Origin of the sequence: Catellatospora vulcania (assembly GCF_009720385.1) — a bacterium.
In the GTDB taxonomy this organism is placed as follows: Bacteria; Actinomycetota; Actinomycetes; order Mycobacteriales; family Micromonosporaceae; genus Catellatospora; species Catellatospora vulcania.
On record NZ_ML769303.1, the window covers coordinates 389,334 to 413,358 of the forward strand.

Consider the following 24,025-nt stretch of genomic DNA (forward strand, 5'->3'; position numbering starts at 1 on the left):
GGTCCTGCGTCCGGGTGGGCAGGTGTGGAACCGTGCAATAGCGCGCGGGCTCGGACGTCACAAGAAATGGCGACGCAGGTCACAGCGTTGTAGTGAGGTGGATCGCTGTACCCTGTGGAGCTCCGTGGTGTCATAAATAGGGCATTGCGGACCGGTCGGCTAGCTTCCAGCGAGTCGGCAAGCCGGTATCAGCGAGTTCACAGCTTTTCGTGACAGTTTCGATGGGCAACGCGGAATCATCTCCGGGCGTCATCTGTTGTGAAGGTGTCAGTACCGCAAGGCCCTGCGGCGATTACGTGGGAGGGACCCGAACGTGGAGAACATGACCATGCTGCGCACCGACCAGGTGGCTGAGGAGCGAGACCTCGTCGGTGTATATCTGCACGAGATCTCGCGTACTCCGCTGCTTGACGCGGCGCAGGAGGTCGACCTCTCGAAGGCGATCGAGGCAGGACTATATGCTGAGCATCTGCTGGAGGCCGACAAGCTCAAGCGCGGGCTGAAGCGCGACGAGCTGGAGAAGCTGGTTGCCGACGGCAGCCACGCCAAGGACCTGTTCATCCGCGCGAACCTGCGCCTGGTGGTCTCGATCGCGCGTCGTTACGTGCGCTCGGGCATGCCCATGCTGGACCTGATCCAGGAGGGCAACACCGGCCTGGTCCGGGCCGTCGAGAAGTTCGACTACGTGAAGGGCTACAAGTTCTCCACGTACGCGACCTGGTGGATCCGGCAGGCGATCAGCCGTGCCATCGCCCAGCAGGAGCGCACCGTGCGGCTGCCCGTCCACCTGGTCGAGGACGTCAACCGGATGCGCAACGTGACCCGTCAGCTCACCCGTGAGCTGGGCAGCGACCCTGAGCCGGACCAGATCGCGGCCGCCCTCGGCGTGACCGTGGAGCGGGTGACCGAGCTGATCCGCTGGTCGCAGGACACCGTCTCGCTCGACACGCCCGTGGGCGACGACGGCGACACCAACCTGGGTGACCTGGTCGCCGACCGTGACACGCCCAGCCCGGAGGAGATCGTCCTCTCGGCGCTGGAGCGCCAGCGGATCGAGGGCCTGCTCAACCACCTCGACGACCGTTCCGCCGGCATCATGCGCGCGCGGTACGGCCTGGAGGACGGTCGCGAGCACTCGCTGACCGAGGTGGCGTCGCGGTTCTCGCTGTCCCGCGAGCGCATCCGCCAGCTGGAGATCCAGGCGCTGGGCCGGCTGCGCGAGCTGGCCCGCGCGGAGGGCCTGCAGTCCGTCTGACCGAACCCTCTCCCTACTGACGCAGAAAGCCCTCTCCCGATGCGGGAGAGGGCTTCTTGCCGTGCGGAGCCGGGTCAGATGCGCACCCGGCCGTAGCCGTAGGGGGACATCATGTTGACGCTGGCTATCTTCACCACCTCGCCTGTGGTGGGCGCGTGGATCACCTTGCCACTGCCGACGTAGATCGCCACGTGCCCCAGGCCCGAGTAGAAGACCAGGTCTCCCGGCAGGAGTTGGGACCGGCTGATGTGGGTCGTCTCACGCCACTGCGTCGCGGCCTGGTGGTAGAGGCTCACGCCCGCGGCACGCCAGGCGGCCAGCGTCAGACCGGAGCAGTCGTACCCGCCCGGCCCGTCGGCGGCCCACACGTACGGCTTGCCGAGCTGCTTGTACGCGAACGCCACGGCGACGCCGGCCTTGCCCTTGTACGCGGGGATGTTGCCCGTGTAGGTGGACGACTTCTCGTCGCGCAGGCCCGCCTTGCGTCGCAGCTCCTGGAGTTTGGCCAGGTCGCGTTCGATGCCCTTGCGCTGGGTCTCGACCGCGGTGAACCGGGTGGTCTGCTCCTGCAGCCGCGCCTCCAGCGCGGCCTTGACCTCGAACCGGTCGCCGGCCGCCTGGTGCGCCTCGTCGATCTGCGCCCGCTGGCTCGTCGCGAGCTGGTCCAGGGCGCTGAGCCGGGCCAGCAGCTTGCCGTCGCCGGCCGAGTCCAGGAGCGCGTTCAAGCCGCTGAACGACCCGGTGCGGTACGCGGTCGCCGCGATCCGTGCGACGTTGCCCTGTGCCTGGTCGACCTTGATCTCCAGCGGGCCGAGTTCGCGTTCCAACGCGGCCGCCTCGGCGCGGCTCTGCTTGAGCTGCGTGTTGAGCTTGTTGTACTGCTCGACGACCTTCTCCAGCTGCTCGGACTTCTCCGAGATCTGTTTGCGGAGTTCGGCGGCGCTGGGCGCGGCGTGCGCGGGAGCGCCGGTCGCAAGCAGTCCGATGATCAGTGCTCCGGCAGGGACGAGCAGGCGCGCCGCAGCGCGCCAGCCCCTGCCATGGGGGGATGACAAGGTGTGGGTGGCCCTTCTCCGCAGCCGCCTACCGAGTTAGCTGACGGGTTCGGGCGAAGGGCGCCCTACTGTGGTCACTTAGCGTGACCACTGATTCACCCCGATAACCTGGGTCCCCGGTTCGCGCGCAAACGAGCTAATCGATCTTCACGATCGCGCGGCGATTCGGCGGCGCTGGTCCGGTGCCGCCCGGGGGTGGGCGGCGGACGACCGGCCAGTGTTGGCCACGGTAGTCCCGGAAACCGCCAAGCCCAAGGGCGTAATAAACCATGTGCCCGATCTGATCCAGAATTGCGAGAAAAGTTCCGTCACATTAGGTGATTCCTGAACGCACATTAGGTTCAGGGAACGTGCCAATCTGACAGGTGGCTGATTGAGAGGCTTCACAACGACGGCTGTCTCGGTCACACTGAGGTCACGAGGCAGCCGGGAAGTCCACCGACGGACGGCTAACGCGGCGGCTCGAAAAGCGAAAAAGACCGACACCCGGCGGCCACCGAGTGTCGGTCCACAAGCTCCACCACATGCCAGGCGTCGCCACCTCCGCGGGCACCACCACCAGCCGGGCCCGCGTGTCGAGCAGTTGGGAGACTTCCATGGAGCCTACACGGGCACCGGAACGGCCACCAGAACAAGCCATCGTGACCATCCGCCCGGGGCTGCACATCTCGTCGACATGTTTCCAGGTCGGCGGGCGTCACTTCACCCTCAGCGCCATCGAGAACGTCCACATGCGACAGGCCGGGCACGACCCGCTGACGCGTCGCGCCGGAGCGATGGCCGTGGTCGGCATGGTCCTGCTCGGGGCGTTCGCGCCGCTGCTGAACGCGACCGGCATCGTCGCCGCGGTCGCCGTGCTCAGCGGCCTGGCCGTGGCCACGCTGATCAGCGCGCGGCGGCGGCCGCGGCGGCTGGAGCTGTGGGCCGACTACCACGGTCACCCCACCCAGCTGTTCGTCAGCGACGACTGGTGGCTGTTCCACGCGGTGGAGCGCTACCTGCGGCGCAGCCTCGTCGAGGCGCGCCTGGGCCACCTGAACCTCCCGCGGCCCAGGCCGAGCCGCGGGGTGCCGCACCCCTCGAACATGCACCCCTCTCGACTGGTCCCCGGCGGGAGCCGGTCCGGCTGGGAACGCGCCGCCTGACCTGCCCGCCTGAACAGAACAGGGCGTTGCCGCACCCGCGGCAACGCCCTCGTTGCGCGTCCCCGGCTCACTCGGTCCTGATGACGGTGAACGCCTCGGCCAGCCGGCCGGGCAGGCCGAGCGACTCCGCCAGGCCGCCCAGGCGCTCGCGCAGCATCACGTCGAGTTCGTGCAGGTGGGCCGTCTGCGAGAAGTGCGCCCGCAGCGCGGCGAGCTTGCGGTCGAAGGTGTCGGTCACGTCCACCGCGTGGTCGGGGTCAGGGCCGCCCGAATACCAGATCTCGCGGACCGTCCAGGCGGCCAGGCCCGCCGCGCCCAGGTCGGGATGGGCGAACGGGTTGCGGGCGTCGGGGTAGACCGCGCAGGTCGCCGCCTCGCCCACGGCCAGGTGGTCGGGGTGGCTCGGCCCGGCGATGCGGTCCCAGCGGCGCAGCGGGGAGCTGGTCAGGATGCGGTCGGGGCGGGCGCGCCGGATCGCCGCGACGAGGTCCTTGCGCAGGGCCAGGCTCGCCGTGACCGAGCCGTCGGCATACCCCTCCAGGAAGTCGACCTGCTTGACCCCGACGGCGGCCGCGGCGGCCCGCTGCTCGGCCTCGCGCAGGCCGGGCATCTCCGCGCGCGGCGTCTCGTCGAAGCCGCCCGCGTCGCCCCTGGTGACCAGGAGGTACGACACCTCGAGGCCCTCGTCCACCCAGCGGGCCACCGTGCCGGCCGCGCCGAAGTCGACGTCGTCGGGATGGGCGAACACGCACAGCACGCGCTGCACGTCGGCGCAGGGCGCGGCGGAGGGAGGAAAGCTCATGCCGCCGAGTTTATGCCGCACGCTGCGGCGGGACGGCGCGTGGTGATCAACGGAGATCCCCGGCGACCTTGGCGATGAACGCCAGCGAGTCGGCCTCGCTGAGGGCGGCGCCGGTGAGCATGGTGAAGGTGTCCCGGTACGGCGCGGCCACCTCGCCGCGGTCGAGGAACTGGCCCCGGTCGGGGTCGCCCGCCAGCGCGCTGTTCAGCTCCAGGTAGACGACGTCCTCGCCGAACGGGAAGGACAGCAGCACGAACGTCGACTCCATGGTGTGGATGCCGGTGGACAGCGGCAGCACCCGCAGGTGGATGTGCGGCGCGGCGCCCAGCGAGACCAGGTGCAGCAGCTGGTCACGCTGCACGCCGACGCCGCCGTTGATGCGGCGCAGCACGGCCTCGTCCAGCACCGCGTGGATCTGCGGCGGGTCCTTGCGCTGGAGCACGTTCTCCTGCCGGCGCAGCCGGATGTCGAGATACGTCTCGTGGTTGCGGGTGTCCTCCTCGGGCATGCGCAGCCCGGCGATGACGGCGCGCGCGTAGGCCTCGGTCTGCAGCAGCCCCGGCACCACCAGCGCCTGGTACATGGCCAGCGCCGACGCGCCGTCCTCCAGCCCGATGTAGGTGGCGAAGCGGCCCGACATGACCTCGCTGCCGTACTGCGTCCACCACGAGCGCTGACGCGACGCGCGGACCAGGCTCTCCATCTCGGACATCTCGGAGGCGTCGTCGATGCCGTAGAGCTGCATCAGCGCCCGCACGTCGGTCACGGTCATCCGGACGGTGCCGTTCTCGATTCTGATCACCTTGGAGAGTGACCATTCGAGTTCGGAGGCGACCTGCTCCTGGGTGTAGTCGGAGCCCTCCCGGGCGGACCGGAGCGCGTGTCGCAGCCTGAGACGGGCGACCGCCGGGCTCTGCGCGCTCACGTTGATCTCCGCCTTCCGCCCCACGCCACGGACTGAGCCGCTGGCGAAACGCCGTATGGCTACTTGCGACCAATCTTTCCGACGAGTTTACTGGGGGCGCAGCCCTGCGCGCCAACCACCGGCGTGCCAGTAACCGCGGGGCGAAACTCTTTACACATCGTGACCTGGAGTGAACCTATGACGTCTGTGCTGGGCGCAGCATGGCGCAAGAGCGGCCGCTGCGAATCGGCCCACTGCGTGGAGATCGCAGATTTGGGCAACACCGGAGTCGGTCTTCGGGACTCGGTGAGTCCGGCGCAGCATCTGGTCGTGTCGACGGAGGCGTTCCGCGCTTTCGTGGCCGGCGTGAAAACCGGAGAGTTCGACCTGCGCTGACCCCGTATGGATGAACAGGCTCCGGCCGGCACGCGACGACGCCCGTGCCGGCTTTTTGTTTGCCCGGGGGAGTAGACGTGAATGTCCTCGCGCGAGTACCCGTCGTTCACGACTCATGGCATGTTCGTGCATTCGTGGATATGTCACAGTGATGAGCGGGAACCGGAACGAGGCGTAAGGCGGTAGGCCATGTCCGAGTACCAACAGGACCGTCACTGGCGGCGGTCGTCCCGATGCGAGTCCGGGCAGTGCGTGGAAGTGTGCTTCGACGGCGAGCTGGTCCTGGTGCGTAGTTCGAAAGACCCGGACGGCCCGTGGCTGACCTTCGACGCGGACGAGTGGCGGGCCTTCACGGCCGGGCTCGCCGCCGGAGAGCTGCGTGCCTGAGCAGCACTAGTGCAGGGCGTTGCCGGCGATGGTCCACAGCCGCAGCGACGCCTCCCGGGCGCTGGGCCGCGCCAGCGAGTTCTTGTCCATGCAGGCGCGGCACAGGTCGGAGACGGCCTGCGGCAGGCCGGGCACGCCCAGCACCGGGGTGGGCGCGAGCCAGCGCAGCGCGGTCGTGCCCTGCGGGCTGCGGTTGACCCCGGCATACGGGGACTTGCCGGTGAGCACCTGGTAGAGCAGGGCGCCGAGCGCGTACACGTCGTCGGAGGGACTGGCGAACTCGCCCGCCGGGGCGGCGGTGCTGCCGATGAGCTCGGCCAGTCCGAAGTCGACCACCTTCGGCCCGGTGGTCGTGATCATGACGTTGCCCGGGGTCAGGTCCCGGTGCACGACGCCGCGCCGGTGCGCCACCGCGAGCACGTCGGCGGCGGTCGCGGCGACCCGCACCGCCCCGGCCCACGGCAGCGGGCCGTCCAGCAGCACGCTGGTCAGCGCCTCGCCCTTGAGTAGCTCCAGCGCCAGGTAACCGATGTCGCGGCCGTCCGGCCCGGTCTCCACGCCGACGTCGAGCACCTTGGGCACATGCGGATGGCGCAGCCGGTCGGTCATCGCGGCCTCGTGCCGGATCAGGCCCGAATAGCGGTCGTCGACCACCTTCACGGCGAGCCGGCGGCCGGCGGTCGCGTCGACGGCCTGGTACACAGTGGATACTCCGCCGCGCGCCAGAGGCCTGGTCAGCACGTATCGCCCTGCCAGCGCGGTACCGATCGGGACCTCCACGGGCGGGATTCTTCCGCAATCAACGACACAAAGCCATTGGACATACTTGAAATCTTCGCTAAATGATTATCGTTCCACGCAGCTTCCCCACAGGCCGCGCCGCTGTGTCCGGGCCTGCTCGACGGCGTCGTGCAAGTCCTGCTGGTGCGCCAGATTGGGACGGATCGCGAGTTCGCGCACGGCCCCGCGGGCGGCCAGCTCGCCGTTGACGAAGCGGCCGTCGGCGGTCCAGGCGTAGACCAGTCGGCGGCCGTACGGATCGAGGCGCTGGCTGTCGGGCAGCAGCCACAGCCGTGCGCCGGGCGGGGCCAGTTTCCGCAGTTCGGCAAGCGCGGTCTGCGCCCAGCACTGCGGGGTGCCGTCGGCGCCGTGCAGTTCAGGGGCGTCGATGCCGAGCAGGCGCAGCTGGACCGGGTCGGTGATGTCGATCACCGGACCCGGCTGATCCGCGGTGACCTGCAACGAGTCACCGTCGAGCGGGAAGTCCACGCGTACCTGCTGCGCTCCGGCGGGCGGCCCGGTGAGCCGGGCGGACGGGCTCGATGACGCCGTCGCGCCGGGCGGACGGGCATCGGGGCGGCCGTAGGCGTACCAGAGCCAACCGCCCGCGGCGAGCACGAGCACGACCAGCCAGAACAACGTCGCCCGCCGCTCCCGGAGTCGCCCGTTTTGTCGTGTTCGCCCCACCGCCCCATCGTCGCACCACGCCCTGCCGTCCGCGGGCTGCGTCGCCTGCGCCCGGCCGGTCTGCGGTTTCGGGGAAACTGCGGCCACCCCACCGTCGAATGCAGCAGTTTCCCCGAAACTGCAGACGACTCCGGGGTGGAAGTGACTTTAGTCGCGTGCGTTTTGGTTGTGCACAATCTAAACGGTCGTTAGCGTCGGGGGCATGACTACTCTTTACACGGCCGTCGCGACGGCCACCGGTGACGGACGTGACGGCAAGGTGCGCAGCTCGGACGGGCTGCTGGAGACGGCTGTGGCGACGCCCGTGGAACTCGGCGGAGCCGGTGGGGCGACCAACCCCGAGCAGCTGTTCGCGGCCGGATACGCGGCCTGCTTCCACTCCGCGCTGCGGCTGGTCGCCCGGCGGGCCAAGGCCGACGTCGACGGCTCCGAGGTGACCGCGCACGTCGGGCTCGGCCGCGACGGCGCCGGGTTCGGCCTGTCCGTCACCCTGGAGGTCGCGCTGCCGGGCGTGCCCGCCGAGACGGCGCGGCAGCTCGTGGACACCGCGCACCAGGTCTGCCCGTACTCGAACGCCACCCGTGGCAACATCGACGTCCAGCTCGTGCTTCGCTGAGACCATGACCCGCGCCGACCGCCCGGACCCCGGTGACCTGGACCTGCAGAAGCAGGTCTGCTTCGCGCTGTACGCCGCCAGCCGCGCGCTGACCGCGGTCTACCGCCCGGTGCTCGAACGGCTCGGCCTGACCTATCCGCAGTACCTGGTGATGCTGGTGCTCTGGGAACGCGGGCAGACCTCGGTCAAGGCGCTGGGGGAGTCCCTGCAGCTCGACTCGGGCACGCTGTCCCCGCTGCTCAAGCGGCTGGAGGCGGCCGGTCTGGTGGACCGGGCCCGCGACCCGCGCGACGAGCGCTCCGTGGTCGTCAGCCTCACCCCGTCCGGCGACCGCCTGCGCGAGCAGGCCACCGGCATCCCGCGGGCCATCGCCGAGGCGACCGGCGTGCCCGCTTCCGAACTCGCCTATCTGCGTGACACGCTGCGCAAGATCACTGAGGCGGCCACGGCCGCCCCGGACAAGGAGACGACGTGACCGTCGGACGTGAGATCCACCTGGCTTCGCGCCCCGTGGGCGTGCCCACCCCGGACAACTTCCGCCTGGTCGAGGTGGACGTGCCGGAACCCGCTGAGGGCCAGGTGAAGGTGCGCAACCTGGTGATGTCGGTGGACCCGTACATGCGCGGGCGGATGAACGACGTGAAGTCGTACGTGCCGCCGTTCGCGGTGGACGCGGTGCTCGACGGCGGGGCCGTCGGCGAGGTCGTCGAGTCGCGCTCGGCCGACCTGAAGCCCGGCGACCTGGTGCTGCACGGCTACGGCTGGCGGGACTTCGTGGTCGACGACGCGCGGCGCTTCCGCAAGCTGGAGCCGATCGCCCCGCCCAGCGCCTTCCTGGGCGTGCTGGGCATGCCGGGCCTCACCGCGTACGTCGGGCTGCTCGACATCGCCGCGATGAAGCCCGGTGACACCGTGTTCGTGTCCGGTGCCGCCGGCGCCGTCGGCAGCCTGGTCGGCCAGCTCGCCCGGCTCAAGGGCGCGGCCCGGGTGGTCGGCAGCGCGGGCAGCGACGCGAAGGTCGCCCACCTCACCGGCGACCTCGGCTTCGACGCCGCGTTCAACTACCGCGACGGCGAGGTGTCCAAACTGCTCAAGCAGGCCGCGCCGGACGGGATCGACGTGTACTTCGACAACGTCGGCGGCGACCACCTCACCGCGGCGATCGCCAGGGCGAAGCCGTTCGCCCGGTTCGCGCTGTGCGGCGCGATCTCGGCGTACAACGAGCCGGTGCCGGGGCCGGACAACCTGGCGCTGCTCATCGGCAAGCGGATCACCATGCGCGGCTTCATCGTCTCCGACCACAACGACCGCATGGCCGACCTGATCCGCGAGGTCGGCGCCTGGTACGCGGCCGGTGAGATCAAGGCCGAGGAGACCGTGGTCGAGGGGCTGGAGAACGCGCCGGAAGCGTTCCTGGGCCTGCTGCGCGGCGCGAACACCGGCAAGATGGTGGTGAAGCTCTAGCCGTACGGGCGTCGTCACGGGGCATCGCACAGCGTGACAGGTCACCTAGGATGCCCCGGTGACGATCACCCCGGCCGTGGCGGCGCCCACTTTCGACCGCGCCGCGGCCTTCCCCGAGGTGCAGGCCGTGCAGGCCTGGTGCCGCCAGGGCGACTGGGACGCGGTGGCACGTCACTTCGCGCAGCTGCCGACGGCCGACGCGGTGTACTTCACCGTGCGGGCCGTCGGCGAGCTGCCGGGCGTGATGACCTTCGTCGGCGAGGTGGCGCAGGCACAGCCGTCGGCCGTGCTGCCCAAGCTGCTGCTCGCCGCCCGCGCCGCCGCGCTGGCCTGGGACGCGCGCACCACGGCGCGGGCCGCGCACGTCAGCCGCGAGCAGTTCGACGAGATGCACGAACACCTGCGCTACGGCGAGGAACGGCTGCTGGAGGTCACCGCCCGGGAGCCGGGCAACGGGGCGGCCTGGGCGCTGCGCATCACCAACGCGCGCGGCCTGCAACTCGGCCAGGCCGAGGCGCGACGGCGCTACGACCGGCTGGCCAAACACCACCCGCACATGTACTTCGCCCAGGCGCAGCTGCTGCAGCAGCTGTGTCCGAAGTGGAGCGGCTCGTGGGACGCGGCGTTCGGGTTCGCGCGCCGGTGCGCCGCCGCCGCACCCGAGGGCAGCCTGAGCGGCGCGCTCATCCCCGAGTTGCACGCCGAGTACTGGCTGTCGCTGCGCGGTGGCGAGCGCGACGCGTACCTGCGCCGGCCCGAGGTGCAGCGGGAGGTGGCCGAGGCGGCGCTGCGTTCGGTGCTGCACCCGGCGTTCCGCCCCACCTACGGCTGGGTGGGCGCGCACAGCCACTTCGCCTGGGCGTTCAGCCTGGCCGGGGACCACCGGCGGGCCGCGGTGCACTTCCGCGCCCTGGGCGGCCTGGCCGACAGATACCCCTGGGCCTACGGCGGCGACGCCGAGCAGCAGTACGTCAAGCACCGCGACCTCGCGCTGAAGGCGGGCTGACCCGTGGTCGAGGTGACCGAGGTCGACGGCGTGCCCACGCTGTTCGCGCCGTCCACCGGGCGGACCGCGGCCGGGCTGATCTTCCGGGTCGGCCAGGCCGACGAGACGCTGCCGCTGCACGGCATCACCCACCTGGTGGAGCATCTGGCGCTGCACGACAGCGGGCTGTCCGACTACCACTACAACGGCGAGACGGCCTCGGTGTACACCCACTTCCACCTGCGGGGCGGCGAGTCCGATGTGGTCGGCTATCTCGGCAAGGTGTGCGACGGGCTCGCCGACCTGCCGATGCACCGGCTGGAGACCGAGAAGGAGATCCTGCGCACCGAGAGCCGCACCCGCGGCGGCACCTCCGCCCTGCCGCTGTGGCGGTACGGCGCGCAGGGCTACGGCCTGCCCAGCTACCCCGAATGGGGGCTGGCCCGGCTGCGCCCCGAGGACCTGCGCTGGTGGGTGGAGAACTACTTCACCCGCGAGAACGCCGTGCTGTGGATCGCCGGCGAGCGGGTCCCGGCCGGGCTGCGGCTGCGGCTGCGACCGGGAGCGCGCCGGCCGGTGCCCGTGCCGACCTCGGCGCTGTCGCAGACCCCGGCCTGGTACACCGGCGACGACAGCAGCGTGGTGTGCAGCGCGGTGGTCCGCCGCAGCACCGCGGCCAGCGTCTACTCCGGAGTGCTGGAACGGGAGCTGTTCCGCGACCTGCGGCAGGAGGGCGGCTACTCGTACACCGCGTCCACCTCGTACGACCCCCGGGGCGACGGCTACGCCACGATCACCGCGCACGCGGACGCGCTGCCGGAGAAGCAGGGGGCTGTGCTCGGCGGTTTCGTCGACGTGCTGGCCCGGCTGCGTCACGGGACCATCGACCCGGCGAGCGTCGCGGCCGTACGCACCAAGTCCCTGGAGAACCTGAACCACCCGGAGATCGAGGCGGCCCGCCTGCCCGGACACGCGCTGAACCTGCTCACCGGCCAGCGCAACCTGACCGTGGCCGAACTGCGCGCCGAGCTGTCGGCCGTCACCGTGGCACAGGTGCACGCCGTCGCGGTGGAGGCCGCCGACTCCGCCCTGCTGCAGACGCCGCACCGCACCACGGCGGACTGGGCCGGGTTCGCCGCCGCGCCGACCTCGTCGGAGTGCGAGGCCGACGGCCGCCGGTACGCCCACCGGGAGGACGGCGAGCTCGCGCTGGTCATCGGCCCGGAGGCGGTCAGCATCGTGCGCTCGCGGTCCTGCTCCACGGTTCACTACGCGGCCTGCGCGGCCATGATGAGCTGGCCGGACGGCGCCCGCCGGCTCATCGGCCACGACGGCATCGTGCTGCACCTGGAACCCGCGATGTGGGCGCTGCCGTACCAGGAGATCGCCGCGCTGGACGCCGGGGTCGGCCCGGCCCGGCACCTGCCGCAGCCCGCCCGCGACCCGGCCTCGATCCCGCGGCCCGCCGCCGTCCGGCCCGCGACCGTGCCGCCCGCCGCCGGTGACGGCGGCAACGTCGGGGAGATCATCGCGATCGCGCTACTGGGTCTGGTCGCCCTCGTCCTCGCCCTGACGACGGTGCTGCTGGTGGCCGTCGCGGTCGACGCGGGCGGCGGCGAACCGCTCGACTGGGCCTTCCTCGGCTGCCTGGTCGTCTTCACCGGCCTGTTCGCGACACCCGTCGTGATGCTGCTGCGCCGCCGCCGACGGCGGGGATGAGCAAGCGGCGCCGCCCGGGACCACTCGTTCCGGGCGGCGTCCGGTGCGATCGGAGATCAGCCCTTGAGCTTGCCCGTGCGCGCCGGGTCGAAGCTCGCGATGCAGGTCACCGCGCGGTCGCCGCGAGCCCAGCTCTCCGCCGTCGGGTAGAGGTAGTACGTGTCCACGGCCGGGTCGTCCACGGCGTCGGGGGCGTACGACTTCAGCAGGTCCGCGCAGCGCGGGTCGGCCTCCTTCTCGATCGCGTCGATGCCCGGGAAGGTGGCCTGGGTCAGCTTGAACTCGGCGTACACCTCGCCGTCGTGCGGCGCGCTGCACGCTACGACCGGCAGCTCCTCGATCTCGTCCTCGGTGCTGAGGTCGTTGAGGCAGTCGCCGATGCGCAGCGAGTGCACCGACGTGTCGTCGCCGCCCGTCGTGCCGGTGGTGCCGGACGCGCCGGTCTCGTTGGCGGCCACGATCGCGATGCCGATCACGGCGCAGATCGCCAGCGTCCAGAGCGAGCTGAGGACCAGGCCGGCGATGGCCATGCCGCGGCCGTTCTGGTTGCGCTTCTTGATCTGCGACAGCGCGACGAAGCCGAAGATGAAGCCGAGCAGCCAGCCGCCCATGATGCCGAAGATCAGCGCGGCGATGGCGAAGCCGTTGGTCCCCGACGGCGGGGGCGTCTGCTGGTAGGGCACGGCGTAGCCGCCGGGCGGGGTCTGCTGCGGCGGGGCGCTGTAGGGCTGGCTCACGGCGTACTGCTGGCCGCTGCCGTACTGCTGGCCCGTGCCGTACTGGGGTCCCGTGCCGTAGGGCGCGTACGGGTCGGCGGGCGGGCCGGACTGCGGCGCGGCCGGCGGCGGTGCCGGGACCTGCGGGTACGGCGGCTGCCCGTACGGCGGTGGAGTCGACTCAGGTGAGGGGTAGTTCACCGACGGAAGTTATCACCAGGGGACGACGCGGTGTCCGTCCGTTTTCGCGGACCACGGCACGGCGGGAGCGGCTGATCAGCCGGTACCATCGCTTCTCCGGCTCGGGCAACGGCCCCGACGGGGTCTAGGATGCTGCCGATCGAGCGCGCAAGGCCGGGCGTCCGGCGCACAGGTGACCGCGTTCGAGCCGCACCGATGACGCCGGACGTGGTTCGGGAGAGGGCATGACATGGACGTACGGCGCAGCAGTGCCGAACAAGCCCGGCTCGGGGACGGCGACCGTGCTGCATCCGGCGTGCTGACGCTGACGGACACGTCCACGGAGGCCGGCGAGTCCCGCCCGCAGCCGCCTTCGCGCCGGCGGTTCGACGTCGCCTCCTGGCCACCTGCCCGGCGCAACGGATGGCTGCTCGCGGCCGTGGCGGTGGCCTTCGGCGTCTTCGTGCCGGTGGTCGTCGGCCTGGGCTACCCGTACAGCACCGATGAGGCCATCTACCTGAGCCAGTTCAACCCGGACGTGCCGACCTACGGGTGGGCGGCCTGGCGGGCCTGGGGCATGCCGGTGCTCGGCGCCCCGATGGCCGCGCTCGACGCCCCGCTCTGGGCAGTGCGCCTCTATTTCGTGGTCCTCGCGAGTGCCGGCCTCTTCCTGGCCTTCCGGCCCTGGCTGCGGGTGTCCGCCCGGCCGCTGGCGCCGGTCGCCGCCGCGCTCTTCGCCGGCACGGCCGTCGTCGTGTTCAACGGTTCCCTGGCGCTGCCCAACCTCTACTCCGCGCTCGCGGCGGTCGCCGCGACCGGCTACTTCGTCGTCTGCCGGCGCAGCGCCGAGAACCGCCGCCGGTCGCTGTTCGGCCTGGCCGCCGCCGTGGCGCTGGCCGCGCTGGTGCGGCCGAGCGACAGCCTGTGGCTCGTCCTGCCGCTCGGCCTGGCCTGGCTGGCGCTGCGCGACTGGCGCCGTCCGGGGATCCTCGTGGCGGTCGCGGCGGGCCAGGTCGCCGGCTGGGCGCCGTGGATCATCGAGTCGCTCTACCTGTTCGGCGGCCCGTTCCAGCGCCTGCACCTGTCCAGCGCCATGCTCGGGGGCACCCACCTGTACCCGGACCTGGCCATGGCCGGGCTGTACGTGAAGCTTTGGAACTCGGGCAGCGTCGGCGCGGTCAGTCTGGACGTCCCGGTGCCGCTGCGCGGCGGCGCGGCCACCGTCGCGACCGTGCAACTGCCGGGGGCCAGCTACCTCGACCTGCTGTGGTGGGCCGCCGCAGCCTTCGCGCTCGCCGTCGGCGCCCTCGGCGCGGTGCGCGCCCGCCGCACGGCGGAGGGCGCGACCCCGTTCCTGGCCCCACTGGTCGTCGGGCTGTGCGTCGCCTTCCCCTACCTGTTCATGATGCGCTACGGCCAGCTGCGCTTCGTGCTGCCGGTGATCGGGCTGCTGGTGCTGCCGGTCGCGTACGGCGTGCTGGAGGTCGGCATGCTGCGCCTGCCGCGGGCGCGCCTGGCCGCTCCCGTCCTCGCCGTCGCCATCGCGCTCGGCCTGGCCGGGGTTCAGCTGCTCGCCGCGGTGAACAACCGCACCGGGATGACGAGCCGGACGGTCTCCTACACGGCGGTCGTCGAGCGGTTGCGGGAGCTGGGCGTGACCGGTGACTGCGCGGTCGCCGGCGAGGGCAGGTTCCACATCGCGTACGAGCTCGGCTGCGACGCCCTCGGCAGCGCGCCCAACAACACCGAGCCTGCGGCGCTCGTCTCGGCTCGCGGCCGGGGACAGCTGGTCGCGGTCGTCCTGCGGACGCCGCCGCGGCCGGGCACGTTCCTGGAAGGGTGGCGTCCGTTCGTCGCCCCGATCCCCGGGCAGTCGGGGACCTGGTCGATCTACCTGTCCCCGGCCTGACCGAGCCCACGGCCGGGCGCACAGCGTGGACTTCGATGTGGTGCGCCCGGCAGGACTCGAACCTGCGACCTGAGGATTAGAAGGCCCCTGCTCTATCCAGCTGAGCTACGAGCGCGCGTTTGAAGGCTACCGTGCGAGACGATCGGCGTGATCGGCTACCCGGCGGAAGTTGACCACGATCCTAGGGCAGCGACACGCCGCCGAACAGCGACTTATGTTCATGATCGACTGGTCGGTCGGTCAGTGCAGCCGGGTCTGCAGCCAGCGGTCGGACTCGGCGAAGAAACGGTCGCGGGCGGGCCGTCGGGACAGCGTCAGGTCGTGCTTGCCGCCCTCGATGCGGGCCAGCGTGACGTCGCGGCCCAGCGCCGGCGCCCACCGCACGATGTGGTCCACGTTGAGCACGGCGTCGGCCTCGTGCGCCAGCTCCGACCACTGCCGCTGCCGGTACGACGCCGTCGAGCAGCCGACGAACACCGGCACCTTCAGGTCGAGCCCGGCATGCAGCCGGCGCTGGCCGCTGCGGATCGCCTTGAGCCAGGCCACCCGGACCGGGAAGCCGGACACGGGCTTCCAGTCGACCCGGTAGTCCCACTCGCCGTCGTGGTCGCGGTGCAGGCTGCGGCCGTACAGACCGGGCAGCTTCAGCGGAATCACCCGGTACGGCGCGCGCTGGGCCAGCGAGCCGACCGCCGACACCGCCGGACGGCGCATGATCCAGGGCGCGTTGATGTCGAAGAACGGGCTGTTCAGCAGCAGGCCGTCGACGAGGCCCGCGTCGGCGCGGGCGTGCGCCCACAGCGCGGAGATCAGCCCGCCGGTGGAGTGCGCGGCGACCACCATCGTGTCGTGGCCGTCCTCCTCGCGGATGATCCGCGCCGCCTCGTCCAGTTCGGGGAAGTACTCGTCCATGCTGCGGGTGAAGTTCGGCGTCTGGTGCGCCAGCAGGCTGCGGCCGTACTTGCGCAGGTCCAGCGCGTAGAAGTCGTAGCCGCGGGTGACGAAGAAGTCGGCCAGGTGGGTCTGGAAGAAGTAGTCCGTGAAGCCGTGCAGGTAGAGCACCGCGCGCCGGCTGTCCCCGGGTGCGCGCCGGCTGACCAGCGTCGCGACGACCTTTCCCTGGTCGTCGTCGGGGAGGTCGATGACCCGCTGCAGGTAGGGCGCGCCCAGGATGTCCGTCTGCACGGGCCTATGTTACCGCGAAGTAGGGGTCGGTCATAACAGATCAACTCCATGATCAGGCGGTTATCCCCAAGCAGCCCGCCGTCCACAGAATGCGGCCCACGTCGATGGCTCGGAGCCGCCCTCGCAGCGCACCCTCGTGTCATCGCCCGCCGAGAGGAGAAACAACGGTGTTTGACACGAACATCACGATCGTAGGAAATGTCCTGACCGCGCCGGAGTGGCGGCGCACCAGCCAGTCCGGGCAGCTCGTGGCCAACTTCAAGGTGGCCTCCACGGCCCGCCGGCTGGACCGGGCCAACAACCGCTGGGTCGACGGCAACAGCCTGCGCGTGCGGGTCAACTGCTGGCGGCGGCTCGCCGAGGGCGTCGCCAGCTCGGTCATGGTCGGCGACCCCGTGGTGGTCGTCGGCCGCCTCTACACCCGGGACTGGATCGACGAGGACGGCCAGCGCCGCGTGATGTACGAGCTGGAGGCGGCGGCGGTCGGCCACGACCTGTCCCGGGGCCGGGGCAAGTTCGCCCGGACCAAGCCGAGCACGGCGACCAGCGCGCTCGAGGACGGCACGGGGGAGAGCCGGGTGGGCGGCGAGGAGACCGAGGCCGCTCCGGACATGCGGATCGGCCCGGACCCCCACGATCCGCTGTTCGCCGAGGACGACGACGTGTCCTTCGGCGGCGCGTTCGACCTCGACGCGATCTCCTCGCTGCGCGGCGGCGGCCTGCAGGCCGAACTCGTCACCGGCGAACAGGACGCCGACGACGAGGACGAGGACGACCTGGACGAGAACGAGGCGGCGGCCCGCTCGCGCGTGCCTGTCGCGGCGTAGACCCCTGGGAGGGGGACATGGCCCGTCCTGCCGTCCGCGGTAGGGACGCGCGGCGGCGGCCCGCGGTAGCGGCGGGCGCGTCGCCGGGCGGGCGATGTTCTGCAGGGGAGGGGCGGCCGGTGGGCAAACTGGGGAGACCGGCCGCCCCGCTCCAGCCCGGTCCGGCTCGTTCGGCCGAGCCGGCCGATGGTGTGGCCGGGTCGCCCCCTCCTCGCCGTGCTCGTCGGCGTCGTGACGACCGAACCGTGTGGTTCGCTCGCTGCGCCCGCTCACACCGCAGGTCCGGCCCGCCGGGCGGCGCAGTGGGGTCCCCTAGGCTGGGAGCATGAGCGGGATCTTGATCGCAGGCACGACCTCCGACGCCGGCAAGAGCGTGCTGACCGCCGGGGTGTGCCGGTGGCTGCACCGCAGAGGTGTGCGGGTGGCCCCGTTCAAGGCGCAGAACATGTCGAACAACTCGGCGGTCGTCGTCGACGCGCAGGGCCGCGGCGGCGAGATCGGGCGGGCGCAGGCGCTGCAGGCCTTCGCCTGCGGGCAGGAGCCGCAGGTGCGGTTCAACCCGGTGCTGCTCAAGCCGGGCAGCGACCACACCAGCCAGGTCGTGCTGCTGGGGCAGGCCGTGGACACCATCGACGCGGCGAACTTCCGGCGGCTGAAGCCGGCCATGTCCGGAGCCGCCTTCGCCGCCTACGACGAGCTGTCCGCCGAGTTTGACGTGGTGGTGTGCGAGGGCGCGGGCAGCCCGGCGGAGATCAACCTCCGGGACCACGACTACGTGAACATGGGGCTGGCCCGGCACGGGCGGATGCCGACGATCGTGGTCGGCGACATCGACCGCGGCGGCGTCTTCGCGGCCATGTTCGGCACCGTCGCCCTGCTCGACGCCGAGGACCAGGCGCTGGTTGCCGGATTCGTGGTCAACAAGTTCCGCGGCTCGCGGGCGCTGCTGCAGCCCGGCGTCGACATGATCGAGGCGGCTACCGGCCGCAGGGTGTACGGCGTGCTGCCGTTCGATGTGGACCTGTGGCTCGACGCCGAGGACGCGCTGGCGTACGGGCGGGTGCTCGGGCGGCCCGCCCCGGCGCGGGGGCAGGAATGGCTGCGGGTCGCCGTGGTGCGGCTGCCGCACATCTCCAATGCCACCGACGCCGAAGCGCTGGCCTGCGAGCCCGGGGTGAGCGTCCGGCTGACCGTTGAGCCGGGCGAGCTGGCCGACGCCGACCTGGTCGTGCTGCCCGGCACCAAGGCGACCGTGGACGACCTGCGCTGGCTCCGTGACACCGGCCTGGACCAGGCCGTGCTGGCGCACGCACGGGCCGGGCGGCCGCTGCTGGGCATCTGCGGCGGCTTCCAGATGCTGTCCGAGCAGATCGCCGACGAGGTGGAGAGCCGCCGCGGCGACGTCGCCGGACTCGGGCTGCTGCCGGTGCGCATCGTGTTCGCGCCGGACAAGACCCTGTCCCGGCCGGCCGGTCAGGCGCTCGGCGCCGACGTGCGCGGGTACGAGATCCATCACGGGCGGGTGGCGTACCGGGATCCGGCGCTGGCGTCGCTGATCACCCTGCCCGGCGGCGACACCGAGGGCGCGGCGGCCGGCAACGTGTTCGGCACGCACTGGCACGGCGCGTTCGAGTCCGACGAGTTCCGCCGCCGCTTCCTCACCCTCGCCGCAGGCCTCGCCGGGCGGCGCGGCTTCGAGGTCGCGCCGGACACGAGCTTCGCCGCGATGCGGGAGGCGACCGTCGACCGCCTCGGCGACCTGGTCGAGGAGCATCTGGACACCGACGCCCTCTGGCGCCTCATCGAGAAAGGAGCGCCCATGGACCTCCCCTTCCTCCCACCCGGCGCACCCTCACTCACCTGACCCCACCCGGCGGACGGCCCACAGCTTCGGGGAAAGTGCAGGAACGGCCACGCCGATGGGTGCAGTTTCCCCGAAACTGTGGGCGGCCGAGCCGGTGAGGAGCGAGATGACGAGCGTTGAGGCGGCACGGGTGCTGGCGGCGGAACCGCGGCTCGGGCGCACCCGACTGGTGCTGGTCGACGGCCCCAGCGGGGCGGGTAAGACGTTCCATGCGGCGCGGCTGGCCGAGGCGCTGGGCGCACGGTCGGTCTCGGTCGTGCACACCGACGACCTGCTCGACGGCTGGGACGACCAGTTCACCTATTGGCCGCGGCTGGAGCGGCAGGTGCTCACGCCGATCCGGTTCGGCGCGCCGGGCGGCTACCACCCGTACGACTGGCACCTGCGCCGCTTCGGCACCGAGTGGATCACCGTGTGGCCCGCCGAGATCGTGATCGTCGAAGGGGTCGGCAGCGCCCGCGCGGAGGGCCGCCCCCTGGCCAGCCTCACCGTGTACGTCGACGCCCCGGCCGAGGTGCGCCGGGCGCGCAGCGTGCTGCGTGACGGACCGGCGATGCAGCCGGTGCTGCGGCAGTGGCGGCGGCGCGAGGCGATCCACTTCGCCGCCGACGGCACCGCCGCGCTCGCCGACCTGCGGATCGACGGGGCGGGCTGAGCGGGACGGCCCACCGGTGGCACAGGCCCCAACGGGCCGATCACCGTGCAGGTCGTCCGGGGGCCGTGACAGGATCATCCTCATGACGACCCTCACTGTTGACGAGCTGCGCGCTGCGATCGAGCGCGAGCTCCCGGGGGTACGGGCCGACCTCGAGGCGCTCGTACGCATCCCCGGCATCGCCTTCGACGGCTTCGACTTCGCCCCGCTGGAGCGTTCCGCCCAGGCGGTCGCCGAACTCATGCGCGGCGTCGGGCTCGACGTGCAGGTCAGCCGGATCGGCGAAGGGCACCCCGCGGTCATCGGCCGCCGCCCCGCCCCGGCCGGCGCACCGACCGTCCTGCTCTACGCCCACCACGACGTCCAGCCCGTGGGCGACCTGAGCAAGTGGGAGTCGGAGCCGTTCGAGCCGACCGAGCGCGACGGCCGCCTCTACGGCCGCGGCGCCGCCGACGACAAGGCCGGTGTCATGGCGCACATCGCGGCGCTGCGCGCGTTCGGCTGCGGAACCGACGACGACCGGCTGCCGCTGGGCGTGGTCGTGTTCGTCGAGGGCGAGGAGGAGTTCGGCTCCGACTCGCTGCCGGGCCTGCTGGCCAAGCACAAGGACGAGCTGGCGGCGGACGTCATCGTCATCGCCGACTCCGGCAACTGGGACATCGGCGTGCCCGCGCTGACCACGTCGCTGCGCGGCATCGTGAACAGCTTCGTCGACGTGCAGGTGCTGGAGTCCGCGGTGCACAGCGGCATGTTCGGCGGCCCCGTCCCCGACGCGCTGACGGTGCTGTGCCGGCTGCTGGCCACGCTGCACGACGCCGACGGCGACGTCGCGGTGCCCGGCCTGGTCAGCGGCGAAGCCGCGCCGCTGGACTACCCGGTGGACCGCTACCGCGCCGAGGCGGGCATCCTCCACGGCGTCGAGCTGATCGGCACCGGCCGCATCGTCGACCGGATGTGGACCAAGCCGGCGCTGGCGGTGCTCGGCATCGACGCGCCGCGTACGGCCGAGGCGCCCAACGCGCTGGTCCCGGCGGCCCGCGCCAAGCTGAGCCTGCGCCTGGCCCCCGGCGACGACCCGAAGTCGGCGTACCAGGCGCTGATGGCGCACCTGGAGAAGCACGTGCCGTGGGGTGCGAAGATCAGCTTCGAGTTCGAGCACGACGGCAACGCGTGCGTGATCGACGCCACGGGCAAGTACTTCGACGCGGCCCGCTCGGCGTTCGCCACGGCCTGGGACGGCACCGAGCCGGTCGAGATCGGCGTCGGTGGCTCGATCCCGTTCATCGCCACCTTCCAGGAGATGTTCCCCGGAGCGTCCATCCTGGTCACCGGCGTGGAGGACCCGCACGCCAAGGCACACGGCCCGAACGAGAGCCTGCACCTGGGCGAGTTCGCCCGGGTCTGCCTCGCCGAGGCCCTGCTCCTGCACAACGTGGCCGAGGCCGCCAAGGCCTGACCGCCGACCACCAGGGACCCGTCCCGCCTCGCGCCCGTGCCGGGCGTCGGGGCGGTGCGGGTCCCCACTTTTTCATAGACGCTGGCCTATCTGGTTGAGTACGATCTTGTTTTTCTCATCCAGATAGGCCAGCGTCTATGCATGACGGGGTGTCCGGTTACAGGGCGGCCAGGGTTACAGGGCGGCCAGGGAGCGGGCGTAGTTGACCTGGGCGTGGATGTGGGCGACCACGCGCTGGTCGGTCACCGGGATGCGGACCACGTACTGGCGCGGGCCGTTGGTGATGATGACCTGGACGGTGCCGGTGTACCGGGTCTCCTTGGCCAGCAGGAAGAGCAGGCTCAGGAAGCAGAGCAGGAAGAAGCCCACCACGGCGCAGACGACCGCCCAGGCGGGGATGCGCTGCTGGGAGTGCCACTGATCGCTGACCGCCCACTGCGAACCGCGCAGCGGTATCTCACCCGACGGCGTGTGGATCGTGGTCGAGCTGACGGACACCTCGCCGAGCTGCACGAGCACCGGCCCGGGGCCGGCGGAGGGCCGCCCGGGCGGCGTGGCCGGGGGACGGGTCGCCGGAGCAGGCGTGTGCGGCATCTGCAGTCGCGGCGGCGCGGGCTGTGCGGCTCGCGCCGTGGGCGGCGGTGCCACCGGCGGCGGGGCCGGCGGCGCGGCGGGCGGGGCGGGTGGCGCGGCGGCGACCGGCGGCGTCCAGGGCGACGCAGCCACCGGGGGAGTCGAGACCTGCGCGGATCCGACCGCGGGTGCGGAGGCGATCGGCATGGTGGGCGCGAGCGGTGGTGTGCGTGGTGCGGCGGGCGGGCTGGAGACCTGCGCGGATCCCACCGCAGGCGCGGAGGCGATCGGCATGGTGGGCGCGAGCGGTGGTGTGCGTGGTGCGGCGGGCGGGCTGGAGACCTGCGCGGATCCCACCGCAGGCGCGGAGGCGATCGGCGCCGTCGGCGCGAGGGGCGGGGCGGGCACGGACGCCGAGCCGACCGCGGGCGCCGACGGGATCGGCTGCGTCGGGTCGGCCGGTGGCGTGGACGGGGTCACCGGCGGGGCGGCGAGGTAGACCACGGGCATGGTCGGCGGGGCCGGCGGTTCGCTCGGCGGGGCGGCGACCGGGACCTGTGCCGCGTCGGGCATCTCGGCACGGGCGCGTGCGCCGAACGCCGACATGGGCTGGGTCGGCAGCGGCAGGGTCGGCGGCAGGTCGGGGCGCGGCTGGTCGGGCTGCTCGTCGGTCACACCGGCACGATAGCCGTTGCCCGTCCACGGCATCAGCGCTCACCGGGGTGATCGCACGTGCGCGGGCCGCGGTGCGATCACCCGGCGTCCGCACCGGACAGTGTGCTTACGGCGGCGGCCGGGGTGATGCCGGAACGGCAGGCCAGGTCAGGCCGATGCGGCGGCGTCGGCCGGTGCGGCAGTCGGCTCCGGGTCCGGGCCCGCGCCGGACTCGGCGGCGGCCTGCTCGCGCAGATCCTTGCGGGCCAGATAGGCCACGCCGACCAGGGCGCCGGCCGCGAAGATCCACCACTGTACGGCGTACCCGAGGTTGAGCCAGTCGTTCTCGTGGCCGACCTCGATCGCGGTCAGCCCCTGCGCGCCGGGGGTGTCGGCGTCGGCGAGCAGGTACGCGCCGAGCACCGGGTAGGGCAGCTTGTCCGCGATGGCCGGCAGGCTGACCCGGCGCGTCTCCCAGTGGCCGTTGCGCTGGTCGACGGCGCCCGCGCCGGATTCGGTCAGGTGCACCCGGCCGACGACGGTGACGGGGCCGGTCGGCGCGGCGGGGAACGCCGGCGCGACGGTGATGCCGTCGGGGTGCGGCGGCACCCAGCCGCGGTCGACCAGCAGCGCCGAGCCGTCGGCCAGCAGCAGCGGGGTGAGGATCTCGTAGCCGACGGTGCCGTCGACGGTGCGGTTGCGGACCAGGATCTCCTGCGTGGTGTCGTACCGCCCGGTGGCGGTGACCCGGGTCCAGGCCGAGTCGTCCCCGGGGCCGGGCGCCGCGCCCTTGCCGGCGGGGGCGGCGGCCAGCACGTCGCCCACCGGCACCGGCGTGACCACGGTGCTGGCGTCGATCCGGTCGTTGATCGCGCTGCGCAGTTCGTAACGGCTCCACTGCCAGCGGCCGAGCAGCACCATCACGAAGGAGGCGAGCAGGGCGACGGCGAAGACGGTCAGCCAGCGGCGGGAGAGGAGGGCGTGCACCCGGGCAGTTTACCCAGGCCGTGAGCTGTGAGTTCTGTCACGGCCGATCGGTGGAGCGGTCACTCGGACGACCGGATGGCACAGCGGGTATGGTGCAGCTTCGGACAGCGGCCGCGCGTCTGAAGAACAGCACCTGTGCTCCGCCGAGGCGGCCGCCCTTACGTCTGGAGTTCTCCGTATGTCTGCCAATCCCGATTCCGGCGGGGCCGGGCTGGGCAACGTCGCGGTGCGCCGGTTTCCGACGATGACCGTGCAGACGCCGCGGCTGGACGTGCGCCCGCTGGTGGGCGCCGACGCCGACCCGGTGACGGAGATCTTCGCGGACAAGCAGACGCAGCGCTGGCTGCCGTTCCCGAAGGAGTTCGGGCAGATCGACGGGCGCTCGTGGTGCACGGAGATGGCGGGGGAGCGCCGCGACAGCGGGGCGGGCGACCACTACGGCATCGTGCGGCGCGAGGACCAGCGGCTGGTCGGCTGCCTGTGGACCAAGCGCACGGACTGGGTCGGCCGGGTCACCGAGATCTCGTACGCGGTCTCCGCGGACACCCGCGGCCTGGGCATGGCGCCGGAGGCGGTGGACGCGCTGACCCTGGCCCTGGTGCTGGAGCACGGCTTCCAGCGCATCGAGCTGCGGGTGGCCCCGGGCAACACGGCGTCGCGGCGGGTGGCCGAGAAGGCCGGTTTCACCTACGAGGGCCTGCTGCGCAACGCCGGGTACGTGCACAGCGGCCGGGTGGACCTGGAGGTCTGGTCCATCGTCGCGGCCGACCTGCGCTGAATCGCCGAACACAGCCGGAACAGCGAAGGGGCCCCGCCGACCGGCG

General features: G+C 72.0%; 24 protein-coding genes, 1 tRNA gene and 1 riboswitch. Of the genes, 15 read left to right on the top strand and 10 right to left on the bottom strand.

The window, feature by feature from the left end; translation table 11 throughout:
* The first annotated feature begins 322 nt into the window (after nt 1–322).
* The gene (locus tag F6W97_RS09770; protein WP_155369971.1) at nt 323–1,255 is read left to right on the top strand and encodes a sigma-70 family RNA polymerase sigma factor; all 933 of its coding nucleotides are present in this window, start codon (nt 323–325) and stop codon (nt 1,253–1,255) included.
* A gap of 74 nt (nt 1,256–1,329) precedes the next feature.
* On the opposite strand, the gene F6W97_RS09775 is transcribed toward F6W97_RS09770, so the two are convergent.
* Nucleotides 1,330–2,310, bottom strand: a complete 981-nt coding sequence (locus tag F6W97_RS09775; RefSeq protein ID WP_155369881.1) for a C40 family peptidase — start codon at nt 2,308–2,310, stop codon at nt 1,330–1,332.
* 9 nt (nt 2,311–2,319) lie between these two features.
* Nucleotides 2,320–2,458: riboswitch (cyclic di-AMP (ydaO/yuaA leader) on the bottom strand.
* Between the two features lie 493 nt (nt 2,459–2,951).
* On the opposite strand from F6W97_RS09775, the gene F6W97_RS09780 reads away from it, so the two are divergent.
* Nucleotides 2,952–3,455 (top strand): DUF6232 family protein, encoded by a 504-nt coding sequence (locus F6W97_RS09780; RefSeq protein WP_155369882.1) that lies wholly within the window; start codon nt 2,952–2,954, stop codon nt 3,453–3,455.
* Nucleotides 3,456–3,522: 67 nt separating this feature from the next.
* Here F6W97_RS09780 and F6W97_RS09785 read toward each other — a convergent pair whose 3' ends face one another.
* Together F6W97_RS09785 and F6W97_RS09790 are read right to left on the bottom strand one after the other, a co-directional pair.
* Nucleotides 3,523–4,257: a PIG-L deacetylase family protein gene (locus F6W97_RS09785; RefSeq protein WP_155369883.1), complete on the bottom strand. Its 735-nt coding sequence runs from the start codon at nt 4,255–4,257 to the stop codon at nt 3,523–3,525.
* A 46-nt stretch (nt 4,258–4,303) separates the two neighbouring features.
* Complete coding sequence (locus F6W97_RS09790) at nt 4,304–5,182, bottom strand: helix-turn-helix domain-containing protein (protein WP_155369884.1); 879 nt, start codon at nt 5,180–5,182, stop codon at nt 4,304–4,306.
* Between the two features lie 177 nt (nt 5,183–5,359).
* Here F6W97_RS09790 and F6W97_RS09795 point away from each other — a divergent pair, with 177 nt between their 5' ends.
* Both F6W97_RS09795 and F6W97_RS09800 read left to right on the top strand, forming a co-directional pair.
* A complete protein-coding gene (locus F6W97_RS09795) occupies nt 5,360–5,557 on the top strand; it encodes a DUF397 domain-containing protein (protein ID WP_155369885.1) in 198 nt (65 codons plus the stop codon).
* Between the two features lie 189 nt (nt 5,558–5,746).
* Nucleotides 5,747–5,944 (top strand): DUF397 domain-containing protein, encoded by a 198-nt coding sequence (locus F6W97_RS09800; protein WP_155369886.1) that lies wholly within the window; start codon nt 5,747–5,749, stop codon nt 5,942–5,944.
* 6 nt (nt 5,945–5,950) lie between these two features.
* Here F6W97_RS09800 and F6W97_RS09805 read toward each other — a convergent pair whose 3' ends face one another.
* Together F6W97_RS09805 and F6W97_RS09810 are read right to left on the bottom strand one after the other, a co-directional pair.
* A complete protein-coding gene (locus F6W97_RS09805) occupies nt 5,951–6,724 on the bottom strand; it encodes a serine/threonine-protein kinase (protein ID WP_196279043.1) in 774 nt (257 codons plus the stop codon).
* Nucleotides 6,725–6,790: 66 nt separating this feature from the next.
* On the bottom strand, nt 6,791–7,411 hold the full coding sequence (locus tag F6W97_RS09810; RefSeq protein ID WP_196279044.1) for a thermonuclease family protein: 621 nt from the start codon (nt 7,409–7,411) through the stop codon (nt 6,791–6,793).
* 202 nt (nt 7,412–7,613) lie between these two features.
* Between F6W97_RS09810 and F6W97_RS09815 the strand changes: the two genes are divergently transcribed.
* The 5 genes from F6W97_RS09815 to F6W97_RS09835 are packed head-to-tail and all read left to right on the top strand — an operon-like array spanning nt 7,614 to nt 12,195.
* Nucleotides 7,614–8,027: an organic hydroperoxide resistance protein gene (locus F6W97_RS09815; protein WP_155369889.1), complete on the top strand. Its 414-nt coding sequence runs from the start codon at nt 7,614–7,616 to the stop codon at nt 8,025–8,027.
* A 4-nt stretch (nt 8,028–8,031) separates the two neighbouring features.
* The gene (locus F6W97_RS09820; RefSeq protein WP_155369890.1) at nt 8,032–8,502 is read left to right on the top strand and encodes a MarR family winged helix-turn-helix transcriptional regulator; all 471 of its coding nucleotides are present in this window, start codon (nt 8,032–8,034) and stop codon (nt 8,500–8,502) included.
* Nucleotides 8,499–9,491, top strand: coding sequence for an NADP-dependent oxidoreductase (locus F6W97_RS09825; protein ID WP_155369891.1), 993 nt, complete (start codon nt 8,499–8,501; stop codon nt 9,489–9,491). Before F6W97_RS09820 ends, F6W97_RS09825 begins: the two co-directional genes overlap by 4 nt.
* Nucleotides 9,492–9,549: 58 nt before the next feature.
* Nucleotides 9,550–10,497, top strand: a complete 948-nt coding sequence (locus F6W97_RS09830) for a hypothetical protein (RefSeq protein ID WP_155369892.1) — start codon at nt 9,550–9,552, stop codon at nt 10,495–10,497.
* Nucleotides 10,498–10,500: 3 nt separating this feature from the next.
* The gene (locus F6W97_RS09835) at nt 10,501–12,195 is read left to right on the top strand and encodes a M16 family metallopeptidase (RefSeq protein WP_155369893.1); all 1,695 of its coding nucleotides are present in this window, start codon (nt 10,501–10,503) and stop codon (nt 12,193–12,195) included.
* Nucleotides 12,196–12,251: 56 nt separating this feature from the next.
* Here F6W97_RS09835 and F6W97_RS09840 read toward each other — a convergent pair whose 3' ends face one another.
* Nucleotides 12,252–13,112, bottom strand: a complete 861-nt coding sequence (locus tag F6W97_RS09840; protein WP_155369894.1) for a DUF4190 domain-containing protein — start codon at nt 13,110–13,112, stop codon at nt 12,252–12,254.
* A 229-nt stretch (nt 13,113–13,341) separates the two neighbouring features.
* Between F6W97_RS09840 and F6W97_RS09845 the strand changes: the two genes are divergently transcribed.
* Nucleotides 13,342–15,000 (top strand): hypothetical protein, encoded by a 1,659-nt coding sequence (locus tag F6W97_RS09845; RefSeq protein ID WP_155369895.1) that lies wholly within the window; start codon nt 13,342–13,344, stop codon nt 14,998–15,000.
* Nucleotides 15,001–15,038: 38 nt separating this feature from the next.
* Here F6W97_RS09845 and F6W97_RS09850 read toward each other — a convergent pair.
* Nucleotides 15,039–15,115: transfer RNA gene (locus F6W97_RS09850), tRNA-Arg, on the bottom strand.
* Between the two features lie 125 nt (nt 15,116–15,240).
* Complete coding sequence (locus tag F6W97_RS09855; RefSeq protein ID WP_196279045.1) at nt 15,241–16,185, bottom strand: alpha/beta hydrolase; 945 nt, start codon at nt 16,183–16,185, stop codon at nt 15,241–15,243.
* A gap of 167 nt (nt 16,186–16,352) precedes the next feature.
* Between F6W97_RS09855 and ssb the strand changes: the two genes are divergently transcribed.
* The 4 genes from ssb (at nt 16,353) to F6W97_RS09875 (ending at nt 20,987) form a co-directional block, all read left to right on the top strand.
* On the top strand, nt 16,353–17,012 hold the full coding sequence (gene ssb, locus F6W97_RS09860) for a single-stranded DNA-binding protein (protein WP_155369896.1): 660 nt from the start codon (nt 16,353–16,355) through the stop codon (nt 17,010–17,012).
* A 325-nt stretch (nt 17,013–17,337) separates the two neighbouring features.
* Entirely contained in the window at nt 17,338–18,876 is a 1,539-nt protein-coding gene (locus tag F6W97_RS09865) for a cobyric acid synthase (RefSeq protein WP_155369897.1), read from the top strand.
* Between the two features lie 106 nt (nt 18,877–18,982).
* Nucleotides 18,983–19,531 (top strand): uridine kinase family protein, encoded by a 549-nt coding sequence (locus F6W97_RS09870; RefSeq protein WP_155369898.1) that lies wholly within the window; start codon nt 18,983–18,985, stop codon nt 19,529–19,531.
* A gap of 82 nt (nt 19,532–19,613) precedes the next feature.
* Complete coding sequence (locus tag F6W97_RS09875) at nt 19,614–20,987, top strand: dipeptidase (protein WP_155369899.1); 1,374 nt, start codon at nt 19,614–19,616, stop codon at nt 20,985–20,987.
* 174 nt (nt 20,988–21,161) lie between these two features.
* Here F6W97_RS09875 and F6W97_RS40540 read toward each other — a convergent pair whose 3' ends face one another.
* Together F6W97_RS40540 and F6W97_RS09885 are read right to left on the bottom strand one after the other, a co-directional pair.
* Entirely contained in the window at nt 21,162–22,235 is a 1,074-nt protein-coding gene (locus F6W97_RS40540; RefSeq protein ID WP_230686558.1) for a hypothetical protein, read from the bottom strand.
* A gap of 147 nt (nt 22,236–22,382) precedes the next feature.
* Complete coding sequence (locus F6W97_RS09885; RefSeq protein WP_230686534.1) at nt 22,383–23,201, bottom strand: SURF1 family cytochrome oxidase biogenesis protein; 819 nt, start codon at nt 23,199–23,201, stop codon at nt 22,383–22,385.
* Nucleotides 23,202–23,379: 178 nt separating this feature from the next.
* On the opposite strand from F6W97_RS09885, the gene F6W97_RS09890 reads away from it, so the two are divergent.
* On the top strand, nt 23,380–23,979 hold the full coding sequence (locus F6W97_RS09890) for a GNAT family N-acetyltransferase (RefSeq protein ID WP_155369900.1): 600 nt from the start codon (nt 23,380–23,382) through the stop codon (nt 23,977–23,979).
* Nucleotides 23,980–24,025 lie beyond the last annotated feature (46 nt).